We start from the raw sequence: 13,752 nt of genomic DNA on the forward strand, positions 1-13,752 counted from the left end.
CGCGGCTGCTGTTTCTTTGCTTATGCTAAGAGACAGTGGGCGCTTTTTTTATTGTGCAAAAGGAGGAGTTTGAGTGTTTATTCATGGTTTTCAGGAAGAAGTAGGGGATTTATGGCAAGAAACGTTGCGGCATCCATTTGTGCGGAGTTTGGCGGATGGGACGCTTGAGAAGGAGGCGTTTCATTTTTATCTGTTGCAGGATGATTATTATTTGTCGCATTTTGAGAAGGTGATTGAGAAAAGTGTGACGCAAGCTGGGACGGAGGAGCTTGCGGGGGAAATGCGGCAAGTACAGGGGCGGCTTCAGCAGTCAGAATTGTTGATGCGCGAACAGTTTTATCCGCGGGTTGGACTAACGGAGCGAGATTTTTCCGAGCGAAAACCGGCGCCGACTGCTTATCATTATACTTCTCATCTTTACCGGATGGCGGATTTTGGTAGTTTTGGGGTGACGATTGCGGCGCTTTTGCCGTGTTATGCGCTTTATGCGGATATGGGGAAAATGTACGAAGGGGCGCGGAGTTCGGAGCCTTTTTATCAAGAGTTGTTGGATAGTTATGTGGATGAAAATTATCAAAAAGTGGTGTTGCAGCAGAAGCGGTTGGTGGAACAGGCGGCGAGCGTGGCGGATGCGCGGGAACTTGCCCTGATGAAGCAGGCTTTTCAAATTAGTGTGGAAATGGAATGGGCGTTTTTTGAGATGGCTTATAAAAAACAAAATTGGCGTGGGAGTGTGAATTATGTTTGATTTTATGACGTTGGAAAAGGTGCAGGAAAGAGGGCCGTTGGTGCATAATATTACGAATATCGTGGTTGCGAATGACTCGGCAAACGGGCTGCTTGCGATTGGAGCATCACCGATTATGGCTTCTGCGAAAGAGGAAATGGATGAACTGGCGAAAATGGCGGATGTGCTTGTGATTAATATTGGGACGCTGGACGGTGAGCTGGTGGAAGCGATGAAAATTGCTGGGCGTGCGGCAAATGTCGCGGGAACTCCGGTTGTGCTTGATCCGGTCGGTGTTGGTGCGACTTCATATCGTCGTAAAGTGGTGCAGGAGTTGTTGTCAGAAATTCAGTTCACGGCGATTCGTGGAAATGCGGGGGAACTTGCTGCGATTGCTGGAGAAGCTTGGGAAGCGAAAGGTGTGGATGCGGGCGTTGGCACGGCGGATGTGCTGACTATTGCTGGAAAAGTGGCGAACGAATGGAGCACGGTTGTTATTATTAGCGGCGAAGTGGATGTGATTTCAGACGGAACACGTTTTGTAAAAGTGGCGAATGGTAGCGCGTTGCTTCCAAGAATTACTGGCTCTGGTTGTTTGCTGAGTGCGGTTTGTGGTAGTTTTATCGCGGTTCAGGAAGATGCTTTTCATGCTAGTGTTGAAGCGTGCGCGAGTTATGCGGTGGCTTCTGAATATGCAGAAATGGAGTTAGAAAGAAAACTTCCCGGCTCTTTTCGACCACTGTTTTTAGACGCTCTCGCTAGTTGGTCGGTCGAAAAAACTCGTGCCAAAGCAAAAATCCAAGAAAGTGGTGAACACAAATGACTTTCCCACAAGTGTTAACGATAGCTGGTTCAGATTCAGGTGGTGGCGCGGGGATACAAGCGGATATCAAGACATTTCAAGAGCGCAGAACATTTGGCATGTCCGTCATCACGGCAATTACGGCGCAAAACACGCTAGGGGTAAAAGCGGTGCATAAAATCCCGGTAGAAATGATTCGCGAACAGTGCGATGCGATTGCAGAGGATTTCCAAGTGAGCGCCGTGAAAACTGGAATGCTGGCGAATGCAGAAATTATCCGGGAAGTGGCGCGGAATATACGTTTGCACAACTTCCCAAATCTCCTCATTGATCCCGTGATGATTGCGAAAGGCGGCACTGCTTTGCTTGAAAACGAAGCAACACAGGTTTTGAAAGATGAACTTTTACCGCTTGGTACGATTATTACGCCGAATATTCCAGAAGCCGAAGAAATTCTTGGAGAAAAAATCACAACGAAGGCTGAAATTGAACGAGCAGCTAAGAAAATTTATGATATGGGTGTAAAAGCAGTCGTAATTAAAGGTGGGCATAGCGAAATGACAGAAGCGGCTGATTTTTATTTCGATGGGGTAACGACGAAATGGCTTACGAGCGAGCGTTTTGATACGCCGCATACACACGGGACGGGTTGTACTTTTTCGGCATGTATTGCGGCTGAACTTGCGAAAGGAAATTCGCTTTTGGATAGTGTCGTGGTTGCGAAAGAATTCATCACGAGCGCGATTAAATATCCGCTTGGCATTGGCCACGGTCATGGCCCGACGAACCATTTTGCGTACAGATTGGAGGACGGGAAATGAGAGCTGAACTAGCTGTATATTTTATCGCCGGAACGCAAGATATTGTGCGCGGAACGTTGCCAAGTGTGCTAGAAGAAGCACTAAAAGGCGGAATTACGTGTTTTCAATATCGCGAAAAAGGAGCTGGCTCGCTCCAAACCACATCAGCAAGAAAAGAAATGGCGCTAGAATGCCAAAAATTATGCGCAAAATACCACGTTCCTTTCATCATTAACGATGATGTCGCTTTAGCCCTTGAAATCGGCGCAGACGGCATCCATGTCGGGCAAACCGACGAAGCAATTCGCCAAGTTATCGCGAGTTGCGCCGGAAAAATGAAAATCGGTCTTTCGGTTCATTCAGTTAGTGAAGCAAAAGAAGCTGAACGACTTGGCTCAGTGGATTACATCGGCGTAGGACCAATTTTTCCAACGATATCAAAAGCGGATGCAGAGCCAGTGAGTGGAACGGCAATTTTGGAAGAAATTCGCCGGGCTGGAATCACAATACCAATTGTCGGTATTGGCGGGATTAATGAAACAAATTCGGCTGAGGTTCTCGCAGCAGGTGCGGACGGAGTATCGGTTATTTCAGCGATAACTAGGTCGCAAGATTGCGAATCAGTTATCAAGCAATTAAAAAACCCAGGTTCCCCCTCCTAAAAGGGCAAACCTGGGTTTTCTCATTTTTATAAATCTTCACCATTGGTCGCAATAACGTTCTTGTACCAATCAAAACTTTTCTTCTTATAACGATTTAGCGAACCTGTGCCGTCGTTGTTGCGATCGACATAAATAAAGCCATAACGTTTTTTCATTTCAGCAGTGGATGCACTAACTAGGTCGATACAGCCCCATGAAGTGTAACCCATCAGCTCAACGCCATCTTTAATCGCTTCTTTCACTTGCGATAAATGAGCGCTCAAATAATTAATACGGTAGTCGTCATTCACTGTGTAGTTGCCGTTTTCGTCTTGTTCTAGTTGGTCGATAGCGCCAAGACCGTTTTCTACGATGAAAAGTGGTTTTTGGTATCTATCCCAGAATTCGTTTAGGACAACGCGTAAGCCTTTAGGGTCAATTTGCCAGCCCCATTCGGATGCTTCTAGGTAAGGGTTTTGTACGCCGCCTAGGATGTTTCCTGCGCCAGCTTTGCGTTTTGATTCGTCAGCTGTTTCGGTTGTGCTCATGTAATAGCTAAACGAAATGAAATCTACTGTGTTTTTAAGGATTTCTAAGTCTTCTTCAGTTACGTCTAATTCGATGTTGTTTTCTCGGAAATAGCGTTTCATGTAGCCAGGATAAGTTCCGCGGACATGAACATCGGAGAAGAAATAGTTTTTGCGCTCAGCTTCCATAACAGCGATAATATCGTCTGGATTGGAAGTTAGCGGATAGGTTGGCATTGCTAAAACCATGCAGCCGATTTGAGCTTCTGGCATGATTTCGTGACCGATTTTTGTTGCCAGTGCGCTTGCTACAAGTTCGTGGTGGACAGCTTGGTATAGGTCTTTTTGCGATAACTTGTCTGGGCTTGTAGAAATGCCGCCGCTCATGAATGGTGCGTGTAAAATTGAGTTGATTTCATTGAACGTTAGCCAATATTTTACTTTGCCTTTATAGCGATTAAATACTGTGCGGACATAGTTTTCATAGAAGTCGATCATTTTTCTATTTACCCAGCCGTCGTAAGTTTTAGATAGGTGAAGTGGTGTTTCATAGTGAGATAAAGTAATAAGTGGTTCAATATTATGTGCTAGAAGTTCATCGAATAAATCATCGTAAAATTGTAGTCCTGCTTCGTTTGGCTCTGTTTCGTCACCATTTGGGAAGATACGGGACCAAGCGATGGAAGTACGGAAAACTTTGAAGCCCATTTCAGCAAAAAGTTTCACGTCATCTTTGTAACGATGGTAAAAGTCGATTCCTTCTAATTTCAAGTTATCTGATGTTGGACCGTCAGTAATGTGACCGAATCCGCCTTTTGGAGTAACATCTTGAACGGAAAGTCCTTTTCCATCAACGTTGTAAGCGCCTTCGAATTGGTTTGCAGCAGCAGCTCCACCCCATAAGAAGTCGGCTGGAAATCCTGTGTTTGTATGCATGTTAAAAACTCCTTTTCTACATTTTAAAGTATCTATAAAAAAAACCAAATACTTTTCTAAATACATGCAAAAAAACATGGTACTTAGAAAAATATTTGGTTATGCCCGGCTTGCGTCGGTAACATTCCACTTTATAGTTAAAATATAGCAAACATAAGCGGGATAGTCAATGGAAACAGCCAACCAAACCTCCTGAAAAAAAGAATTGTTTGTTAGCGAGGATTAGGGGGAAATAGGTAAATGGAATGGTGTAATGAGGATTAAGTCCTCGTTCGAAGTAAAGATATAGAGGAGGAGTCAGCGTGGAATCAGCTTTTTCAGCAATTTTGTCACCGGCAGTAGGGATCTTAATTAGCCCGTTTCCGATTGTGGGTCTTATTTTGATTTTACTTAGTAACAAGGCGCGGATTAACAGTATTTTTTATACGGTAGGTTGGATTGTCGGGAATATTGCTATTTTCTTTATCGGTTTATTCTTAATGAGTTCGGCTGTCAGTTCGTCCGGAGATCAGTCAACCTTAGTCAAAGTGGTACTTATTGTGCTGGGGGCGTTACTTATTTTACTCGGCGCACACGATTTTACAAAACGACCAAGAAACGGCGAAACAGCAGCAACTCCAAAATGGTTTGAGAAAATGAGCAATATTAAACCGGGCGGAGCGATGATTTTTGCGTTTGTACTTTCGGCAGTGAACCCGAAAAATATGTTGCTGTCACTTACAGCGGGAGTCAGTGTTGGGGCGCTTAATTTATCCGGTGGCCAAGAAACAACAGCGACGATTATTTTCGGAATTATCGCGTGTTGTTCGATTTACATCCCGACGATTGCTTTCTTATTAGCAGGAAAACGACTTAATAACGTATTGGATAGCACACGCAAATGGCTTATTCAAAACAATTCCGTGATTATGGCCGTGCTGTTCTTATTTATCGGTCTGAGTGTGATTAGCAAGGCGTTTTAAAAATTGGAATAGGTTACTTTTTCTTAGACAAGAAATTAGTAGCCTATTTTTTTCGTTGTTTTTGCCGAGATAATTCACATAATATCTACATACTCTAACAATCCTGTGTGATACTATGAATATACTTATTCAGTTATGATGATAATGGATTAATCCAAGTAAGATAATAAAACATGTTCATCTTTGAACTATAGAAATGGAATTTGAATTTTGCCGAATAAGAATATACAACAAAAAAGGATGGATTTAAATGTTCGATAAATTGATGGGAAAAGCTGCTATTGTTTCGGAATCTTCATACGGAATTGAAAGATTTTTAGAAGAAGATGAACAAATTATTCAAATCTTCAAGTTTATAAGAGATGAAGTAATTATCACTACTAAAGGGATTTTCAATGTAGATGCACAAGGTATTACAGGGAAAAAAGTAGAATATAAATTCTTCCCGAAGAAGGCGCTAAAATATGTTTCTATTGAGACTGCTGGAACTCTAGACCGAGATTTTGACTTGAAAATCGGCGTTGACGGTAACACAGTTGTGACACAAAACACTTCTTTCTCCGCTCCAATTTCCTTAAAAGTGCATAAAAATGACACGGAAATGGGCTTTGCGCTTTATAAAATGATTAAAGAGATGTTATAAGGTTTAAACTTAGATAATTTTCAGAAGAGAAGGCGGGGTTCTGTCTTCTCTTTTATATATATTAAAAATACGAATGTTTTCTTTTGGGGGCATAATATGGATGAATTTACACTGAAATGGCTAGATGAGGAGGAAAGTATCATTCTTTTGAACGGATTTGATACAGGTTTTAAAAGAATACAAAATCCTAAAAATGAACAGAATTTAGTCGAAATGATTAATAATAATCAAACCGAATTATATGTGAATCGAGAACGTGATCGTCTTAATCCGTTAGATATTTCTTTTCCAGATGAATGGGAATCTCATTATCACAATCACATTAGTTTTTTGGAGGAAGATAGTCAAAGCAATTATACTAATGGTTATTTTTATTTTGTGACAGTTTATCAAAGAGGTGAAGATAGGCTAGTGGTCTTTAAGTATAGTCATTAAAAAATGTTCAATCTACCCCAAAATAATCCCAATCCTGCATTTCTTTAATGTCGCGCATTTGTGGCAGAAGAGATTCCTCCACACCCATGAAATCCCATTGATATTTATCGAGTAATGATTTTGTTAGTGTTTTACGCAGTTCTCAGCTCTTTTTACGCTCAGAAGTATCATCAAAACGAATGTTAAAAGTAGTTACACTGAACATGATTCCACATCCTTCTTTTCATTGGAATGTTTTACAAAGAGAGTTTAGCATATTTATGAAAGCGTTTCACTGATTTGGGTTTTATGTAGTATATATTCTACATTTTTTCCGGAAAAGTAAAACCATTGTATTGTTGGAGAAAGGGAGTGTCACTATGTTGCGAAAAGGTCGATGGTTGCTCATATTATTACTATTGATAGTATTAGTGGCATTATCAGCATGCGAGGACAGCGGGAATGGAGATGTTTCGGGTGTGCCAGCTAAAAGGGAAAAACAGCATTTCCCTCCAACTGATACGAAAAAAGGATGGATAGAACTTCTTGCAACGGATGGAATTTCAAGTCAAGATGACCTACCTTGTGTTTATGAAGAGGTAGAATCTGTAGAAAAATTGGAAATTCATATGAAAGAATTGAGTACGGCAAGCTTAACCTATATTTACATTGACGGCTATATCGTACAAATGGAACAAGGCGGCGATGACTTTTCTTTTCAAATTCAATTAAGTAAAGCGGAGTTAAAAAAAGGAATCCATGAATTAGCCGCTGTGCAATATCAAGAAAATAATCCTGAAACAAAAAAAGTGGAGTTTTTAAAGCGGGCTAAATATGAAGTGAAACAAATAAAAAATGACTAAAAATAAACATTTCAGAACCATATTTTTAAAGAGAATGTGAATAATGACATTCTTTTTTTGCGCTATTAATACTTAGAAAAAGGAAGATGACGATATCGTAAGTAGCTTTTCACTTTTAAAATAATTAAACTACTAGTGTTTAGGGTATATATTTTAAGAACAATTATTCCTAAATTGTTTGGAGTAGAGAAATTAAAGCATAGACATAGATACTGCATTCCGACTTTTTGAAATGAAAGAACTTAAATAGGGGGATATCATATGGGTTCATATGGCGAATTGATTCGGGAAATACGGCTATCTAAAGGTTTGACTCAAAAAGAGGTATACACAGGAATTATATCTAGGTCCTATGCGATTGGATTTGAAAAAGGAAAACACGAGATTACTTTGAGTTTGTTTGAAGAGATTTTAAAGCGGATTATGGTTTCTTTAGATGAATTTTTCTTTATTTATAGAGAATTTTCTTCAACGGAAGATGACAGTTTTTGGATTGATTTTGCCGAGTTATCTGGTGTAAATGATGTGGTAGGTATGCAGGCGTTGCTAGATAAAATAACTTTAGAGCGAACGGAGCAGACGGAAGTTAGAAAAGCGATACTTCATACGAGAATTCAAACTATTAATCATTATTTGCGTACGAATGTGTTTGATGAATCGAATATTTCTGATGAATATAAAAAAATTATTCATGACTATCTTTGGAAAATGCAGACGTGGACTTTAGAAGAGGTTCGTATTTTTGCGAACAGTGTAGCTTTTTTTGAGGAAGAGGTACAAATTCACTTTTATCAAATTATGTTGAAAGCATATGAAAAGTATCGTTATTATGACAGGGGAAGACTGCGGTTTTGTCACTTGTTTGCTAACATTGTAGATGAGCTGATTATACATAATAAAATCAATTATGCAAATCTAGTACTCGAAAAATTAAAAGAAGCATCTGAAACAAATGGTAGTTTTAACAGTGCTTTTTATCGAATAGTAGCCAATTATTATCAAGGTGCAATTTGGATGAAAGAAGGCGAAGTGGAAAAGGGCTATCGCCAAGCCAAAAGAGCGATTCAAACGTGGAAAGAACTGCGCTATGAAGCAATAGCAGATTTGTATAGCGTGGTTTTAAAACAATTTTTAGAAAGAGAAAATATCCAAGTAGAAGATTAACTATCCGAAGATTTTCTATTTAAAAAACACTAAAATGGAGTCGTTTTAGTGTTTTTTTGTTTGTAGTAAAGAGGCTTTATGTACTATATATAGCACTATTTACAGAGAGAAAACAAAGGAATGTAAAATAAAGGCAAGAAATGAGTCAAGAGGAGGTCTTCGGATGGTAAGTTATGGTGAGCTGATTCGGCAAATAAGGCAGTCTAAAAAAATCTCCCAAAAAGAAGTGTACACAGGGGTTATTAGTAAATCTTATGCAATTGAATTTGAAAAGGGGACACATGCAATATCAAGCCTATTACTAGAGAAAATTGTCGCTAAGTTAATGGTGAGTATGGAGGAATTTTTCTTAATGTATCATCAAGAGGAGTTGCCGGAGAAGGAAGATTTTTGGGAAGCTTACGAGCGGACATGTAAAACGAATGAAGCCACCGCTTGGGAATCACTTTACCGGAAAATATCGTTAGAAAAAGGGAAAGTTAATCAAGTGAAAAGTGCGGCGATAAAACTGGAGTTAGATCATATAAAAGGCAAACAAGTGGTGGACAAAAAAGCGGTTCAAATTTTGGAGAATTATTTGATTGAAGCAGTTTTTTGGACATTGCAGGATATCTTTTTATTTACGCGGATGATGCACTATTTGCCACTGAAAAGCCGAGTGCCATTCTATTATAAATTGTTAAACACGCTGGATAGATACCGTCATTTTGAACGAGGAAGAAGTATTTCACAATCGGCGCTGGCTAGTATTATGGATGATTTTATAGAGAGAAATGAAATTGAGCATATGGAGCTAATGATAAAAAGCTTAGAGAAAATTAGTGAGGATTGTGATGGTACTTATTCCAAAATTCTTTGTATGTATTATCGTGGAATTGTGCGGTGGGGTAAAGGCGAAAATCGAGCAGGCAGCGAAGAAATCGAGCAGGCAGTGGCTATTTTGCGGGCATTAGGTTATGAGAATAAAGCGATAGAGTATGAAACCATGTACCGACAATTTGCGAGGAAAAACAACGATATAAAAATGATGGAATGAAAGCTAAAAAGGACTATTCTTTTTGGTTTTCTTTTTTTGAGTAGTATATATACGACATTAGAAAATTTTAAGACTCCACATAGTATTATATAGACTGAAGTAAGGCTTAGAGCCACATTGACAGTGAAGGGAGGGGCTTTGGCAAAGGAACTAAATGCCAACTGACACTGCAAATTTAGCGTTAAAAGGAGGAAGATTGTTATTTTAAAGAAAATATTTATTGCATTAATTGCGCTTGTAGTTATTATCAATACAGTTAGTTTTACGACTGTTTCTGCAAGCACACCTACATGGTTAGAACAAACCATGAATAATAATGAACCGTTTATAAAAGAGATTGAACATGAAACTGGTAAAACGAGAGCGAATATTACACAGACAGATTTAGAAGCTATAACGACGCTACAAGTAAGAGGGGCAAGTGATATCCCAACTAATATCGATATGTTAACTCATTTAACTAAGTTAGAAGTGATAAGTGGGACGATTTCTACAGTGTCAAACTCAGTGGGGAATTTAAAAGAGCTAAAAATCTTAAATCTAAACGATAATAATTTAAGTACTTTCCCGACGATAGTTTTTCAACTACCTAAGTTAGAAGAATTACAAGTTTCTGGGGGAACAATAGAAGAAATCCCTGCAACAATAACAAATATGGCGAGTCATTTGAAATTCTTAGGGATATTAAATAACCATTTAGTGAAGGTTCCAGACGCAATTTTCACTACGAACTGGACAAACTCATCTACGGGAGAATTAGACTTAATGGCTGCAGGGAACCAGATTGTAACCAATATTCCTGCCAACTATGTAAGCCAGTTTAATAATGGGGATAACCTATTAGAATTTTACGATAACAACTATCAAAAACAAGACCAACTAACTACAACACCTGGATATACCATTGATGTACCTGTTGGAACTGATTTTAATCAATTAACACCAGACAAAACGAAACTCGCGCTAACATCTGGACGAACTTTACTTGCGCAACACGAATTCGAGTATTATGATGATGGTTCAAGTTCACTAATCCACAATGGCGTGGCAGCAGCACCGGGTCAAGCGACCATTTTCATCAAAAGCAAGTTTTCCACGCAATCGAACCAATTTGCCAGAACACAAGTTACAGTAAACATCACTGCGCTAAACGGCGGACCTATTACCGTGAAACATGAAGATACAAAAGGGCAAGAACTTGCGCCACCTGTCATTTTAAATGGTAAAGACGGGGATCCTTATACAACGACACAAAAAACTTTCCCAGGCTATACTTTAGTTGCAACACCAGCCAATCAAAATGGTACCTTCACCATGAACCCGGCTACAGTCAACTATGTATACAGCGCAAATGATTATAAACTAACATCTACTTTCAAAGATGCCCAAGGTCAAGAACTGAAAGCGCCAGTTGTGGATACAAAAGATTACCATATCCAAGACAACTATACTACAACAGCAGCAACCATTCCGGGCTATTCTTTAGTTTCCACACCTGCTAATCAGAACGGAACTTTTGGAGCTGGGAATGTCACGGTTAATTATGTATACAAAAAAGACGATTATACACTTACTTCCACTTACAAAGATACGAATGGTCAAGAACTAAAAGCACCAGTGGTAGATGCGACAACGTATCATTATCAAGACACGTATACAACAACAGCCGCAGTTTTCCCAGGTTATACGTTAGTAGCAACACCAACCAACGCTACTGGGACATTTAGTTCGTCAAACATCACGGTTCATTACGTATATCAAGCAAACGGCTATCAATTAACTTCTACATTTAAAGATCAACAAGGGAAGACAATCGCACCAGATGACGTCGATACTAAAACCTATCACGTGAACGATCCCTATACAACAACTGCCAAAACGATCCCGGGTTACACATTAGTGACGACCCCTACAAACAACCAAGGTAATTTTGGAACAAGCGATATTACGGTTGATTATGTTTATAAAGCAGAAGATTATACATTAACTTCGACTTACAAAGATGCACAAGGTAAAGAATTAAAAGCCCCCGTTGTAGATAGTAAAAAATATCATATTCAAGACAACTATTCTACAAGTGCAGCAACCATTCCAGGTTATACGCTAGTAGCGACACCTGCGAACGAAACAGGAACCTTCCATACAAGCGATGTTACGGTTAATTATGTGTATAAATTAACAGACTTAAAATTAACTTCGACATATAAAGATGCGCAAGGAACGGAGTTAAAACCACCCGTTGTAGATAGCAAAACGTATCATATTCAAGATAACTATGCTACAACTGCAGCTGTAATTCCTGGCTATACATTAGTCGCAACACCAGCGAACCAATCAGGTACTTTTGGTAGCACGGATATCCAAGTGAACTATGTGTACCAAGCAGTTGCTTATAAACTAACTTCGACGTATAAAGATCAACAAGGGAACGATTTAGCTTTACCAAAAGTAGATACAAAAACGTACCATATTCAGGATGGTTACACGACGAGTGATATTGCTATTCCAGGTTATACATTAGTCGCGGCTCCAACGAATCAAACAGGTACATTTGGCGCGAGTGATGTAACCGTGAATTATGTCTACAAAGCCAATGACTACACACTAACTTCGACGTATAAAGATGCACAAGGTAAGGAATTAAAAACGCCAGTCATAGACAGTCAAAAATATCACATTAACGACACTTATACTACGACAGGAGCTACTATTCCAGGTTACACATTAGTCGCAGCACCAGCGAATCAATCCGGTACATTTGTCGCGGCGAATGTAACAGTCAACTATGTCTACAAAGCCGATGATTACACATTAACTTCGACATACAAAGACGCAAACGGCAAAGAATTAAAAGCGCCAGTTGTAGATAACAAAACTTACCATACAAAAGATAACTATTCTACTAGCGCAGCAACTATTCCTGGCTACACACTAGTGGCAGCACCAGCAAATCAAACAGGTACATTTAATACGAGCAATGTGACAGTCAATTATGTCTACAAAGCGAATGAATATACCTTAACTTCCACTTTCAAAAATGTACAAGGAACAGAACTAAAACCAGCTATCGTGAAAAAAGGATTTATTATTAAGGATGGCTATGCGACTAGTGGCGTAACAATTCCAGGCTATACATTAGTGGCAACACCATCGAACAAAAAAGGAACATTTGGTGCTAGTAATGTAACAGTTAATTATGTATATAAAGCGAATGGTTATGCATTAATCACAACATATAAAGACACACAAGGTAAAGACTTAAAACCACTAGCCATTGATACAAAAACATACAATATTAACGACCCATACACTGCAACAGCTCTAAACATTCCAGGTTATACATTAACAACTACACCAGCCAATGAAAAAGGTGTGTTTGGCGCAAGTGATGAAACAGTTAATTACGTATATAAAGCAAATGATTATACGTTAACAACGACTTACAAAGATGCTCAAGGTAAAGAACTACAAGCACCTAAAGTAGACTCGAAAACTTATCATATCCAAGACACATACAAAACAAACGCAGCTGTAATTCCTGGCTATACAATAGTCGCAACACCTAAGAATGACCAAGGTACCTTTGGAGCGAACAATGTAACCGTGAATTACGTGTACCAAACTAATGATTACACGCTAACTTCGACATTTAAAGACGCTCAAGGAAATGAATTAAAAGCAGCCGAAATAGAAGCACAAAAATACCATATTCATGACACTTACACATCTAAAGCAGCCGTGATTCCGGGTTACACTTTAGAAACAACACCAACAAACGAAACTGGTACTTTTAATGCAAGTGATATTCAAGTGAATTATGTGTATAAAGCAAATGATTATCAACTTACTTCTACTTTTAAAGATCAACAAGGCAATGAAGTAGCATTACCGACAGTTGATGCAAAAGCTTATCACATTCAAGACACTTATACAACGAAAGCTCGCTTGATTCCAGGATATAGCCTAGTAGCTGCACCGAAGAACCAAATAGGTGCTTTTGGAACAAGTGATGTAACCGTCAATTATGTGTATAAAAAAGATGCTATTATAAAACCTATTACTCCAGCGAAACCAACTATTCTTACAATAAAAACCCCTGCAAGCAAAGTGGTTAAGCAAACTCTTCCTAAAACAGGGGATGACGATGCCGGATTATTAAACCTACTAAGACTTATAGGACTAGTTTTAATTTTAGGTGTATTTTTGGTAGTCGGAAGTAAAAAATTAAGATAAACAT

12 protein-coding genes and 1 pseudogene are annotated in these 13,752 nt (G+C 39.1%); 11 read left to right on the top strand and 2 right to left on the bottom strand.

Annotated features, from left to right (window positions below; translation table 11 throughout):
• Nucleotides 1-73 precede the first annotated feature (73 nt).
• The 4 genes from tenA to thiE are packed head-to-tail and all read left to right on the top strand — an operon-like array spanning nucleotide 74 to nucleotide 2,991.
• Nucleotides 74-748, top strand: coding sequence for a thiaminase II (gene tenA / locus HCX62_RS00495; RefSeq protein WP_185636625.1), 675 nt, complete (start codon nucleotides 74-76; stop codon nucleotides 746-748).
• Complete coding sequence (gene thiM / locus HCX62_RS00500; protein WP_185636626.1) at nucleotides 741-1,550, top strand: hydroxyethylthiazole kinase; 810 nt, start codon at nucleotides 741-743, stop codon at nucleotides 1,548-1,550. The genes tenA and thiM overlap by 8 nt, the downstream gene beginning before the upstream one ends.
• Complete coding sequence (gene thiD, locus HCX62_RS00505) at nucleotides 1,547-2,350, top strand: bifunctional hydroxymethylpyrimidine kinase/phosphomethylpyrimidine kinase (RefSeq protein ID WP_185636627.1); 804 nt, start codon at nucleotides 1,547-1,549, stop codon at nucleotides 2,348-2,350. Before thiM ends, thiD begins: the two co-directional genes overlap by 4 nt.
• A complete protein-coding gene (thiE, locus tag HCX62_RS00510) occupies nucleotides 2,347-2,991 on the top strand; it encodes a thiamine phosphate synthase (protein ID WP_185636628.1) in 645 nt (214 codons plus the stop codon). The genes thiD and thiE overlap by 4 nt, the downstream gene beginning before the upstream one ends.
• A gap of 26 nt (nucleotides 2,992-3,017) precedes the next feature.
• On the opposite strand, the gene HCX62_RS00515 is transcribed toward thiE, so the two are convergent.
• Nucleotides 3,018-4,433, bottom strand: coding sequence for a glycoside hydrolase family 1 protein (locus HCX62_RS00515; RefSeq protein ID WP_185503012.1), 1,416 nt, complete (start codon nucleotides 4,431-4,433; stop codon nucleotides 3,018-3,020).
• Nucleotides 4,434-4,735: 302 nt separating this feature from the next.
• Here HCX62_RS00515 and HCX62_RS00520 point away from each other — a divergent pair, with 302 nt between their 5' ends.
• The 3 genes from HCX62_RS00520 to HCX62_RS00530 all read left to right on the top strand — a co-directional run bounded on the left by HCX62_RS00520 (nucleotide 4,736) and on the right by HCX62_RS00530 (nucleotide 6,473).
• Nucleotides 4,736-5,395: a GAP family protein gene (locus HCX62_RS00520; RefSeq protein ID WP_008946742.1), complete on the top strand. Its 660-nt coding sequence runs from the start codon at nucleotides 4,736-4,738 to the stop codon at nucleotides 5,393-5,395.
• Nucleotides 5,396-5,645: 250 nt separating this feature from the next.
• A complete protein-coding gene (locus HCX62_RS00525) occupies nucleotides 5,646-6,038 on the top strand; it encodes a PH domain-containing protein (RefSeq protein ID WP_185396643.1) in 393 nt (130 codons plus the stop codon).
• 96 nt (nucleotides 6,039-6,134) lie between these two features.
• Nucleotides 6,135-6,473, top strand: a complete 339-nt coding sequence (locus HCX62_RS00530; protein WP_185636629.1) for a hypothetical protein — start codon at nucleotides 6,135-6,137, stop codon at nucleotides 6,471-6,473.
• Between the two features lie 13 nt (nucleotides 6,474-6,486).
• Here the strand turns inward: HCX62_RS00530 and HCX62_RS00535 are convergent.
• Nucleotides 6,487-6,678, bottom strand: a pseudogene (locus tag HCX62_RS00535) (endonuclease/exonuclease/phosphatase family protein); the annotation flags it as partial.
• A 157-nt stretch (nucleotides 6,679-6,835) separates the two neighbouring features.
• On the opposite strand from HCX62_RS00535, the gene HCX62_RS00540 reads away from it, so the two are divergent.
• From HCX62_RS00540 to HCX62_RS00555, 4 genes are all read left to right on the top strand, one after another.
• Entirely contained in the window at nucleotides 6,836-7,315 is a 480-nt protein-coding gene (locus HCX62_RS00540; RefSeq protein ID WP_185637957.1) for a superoxide dismutase, read from the top strand.
• A gap of 261 nt (nucleotides 7,316-7,576) precedes the next feature.
• Nucleotides 7,577-8,479, top strand: coding sequence for an XRE/MutR family transcriptional regulator (locus HCX62_RS00545; protein WP_185636630.1), 903 nt, complete (start codon nucleotides 7,577-7,579; stop codon nucleotides 8,477-8,479).
• Nucleotides 8,480-8,642: 163 nt separating this feature from the next.
• A complete protein-coding gene (locus HCX62_RS00550; RefSeq protein WP_185636631.1) occupies nucleotides 8,643-9,515 on the top strand; it encodes an XRE/MutR family transcriptional regulator in 873 nt (290 codons plus the stop codon).
• Nucleotides 9,516-9,716: 201 nt separating this feature from the next.
• Entirely contained in the window at nucleotides 9,717-13,748 is a 4,032-nt protein-coding gene (locus HCX62_RS00555; RefSeq protein ID WP_185637959.1) for a MucBP domain-containing protein, read from the top strand.
• Nucleotides 13,749-13,752 lie beyond the last annotated feature (4 nt).

This window comes from Listeria swaminathanii (genome assembly GCF_014229645.1).
In the GTDB taxonomy this organism is placed as follows: Bacteria; Bacillota; Bacilli; order Lactobacillales; family Listeriaceae; genus Listeria; species Listeria swaminathanii.

Excerpts from the sequence above, each read along its gene's own strand:
- HCX62_RS00515 (WP_185503012.1), bottom strand. The coding sequence starts at position 4,433 with ATGCATACAAACACAGGATTTCCAGCCGACTTCTTATGGGGTGGAGCT.
- HCX62_RS00545 (WP_185636630.1), top strand. The coding sequence starts at position 7,577 with ATGGGTTCATATGGCGAATTGATTCGGGAAATACGGCTATCTAAAGGT.
- thiM (WP_185636626.1), top strand. The coding sequence starts at position 741 with ATGTTTGATTTTATGACGTTGGAAAAGGTGCAGGAAAGAGGGCCGTTG.
- thiD (WP_185636627.1), top strand. The coding sequence starts at position 1,547 with ATGACTTTCCCACAAGTGTTAACGATAGCTGGTTCAGATTCAGGTGGT.
- HCX62_RS00530 (WP_185636629.1), top strand. The coding sequence starts at position 6,135 with ATGGATGAATTTACACTGAAATGGCTAGATGAGGAGGAAAGTATCATT.
- HCX62_RS00525 (WP_185396643.1), top strand. The coding sequence starts at position 5,646 with ATGTTCGATAAATTGATGGGAAAAGCTGCTATTGTTTCGGAATCTTCA.
- thiE (WP_185636628.1), top strand. The coding sequence starts at position 2,347 with ATGAGAGCTGAACTAGCTGTATATTTTATCGCCGGAACGCAAGATATT.
- HCX62_RS00550 (WP_185636631.1), top strand. The coding sequence starts at position 8,643 with ATGGTAAGTTATGGTGAGCTGATTCGGCAAATAAGGCAGTCTAAAAAA.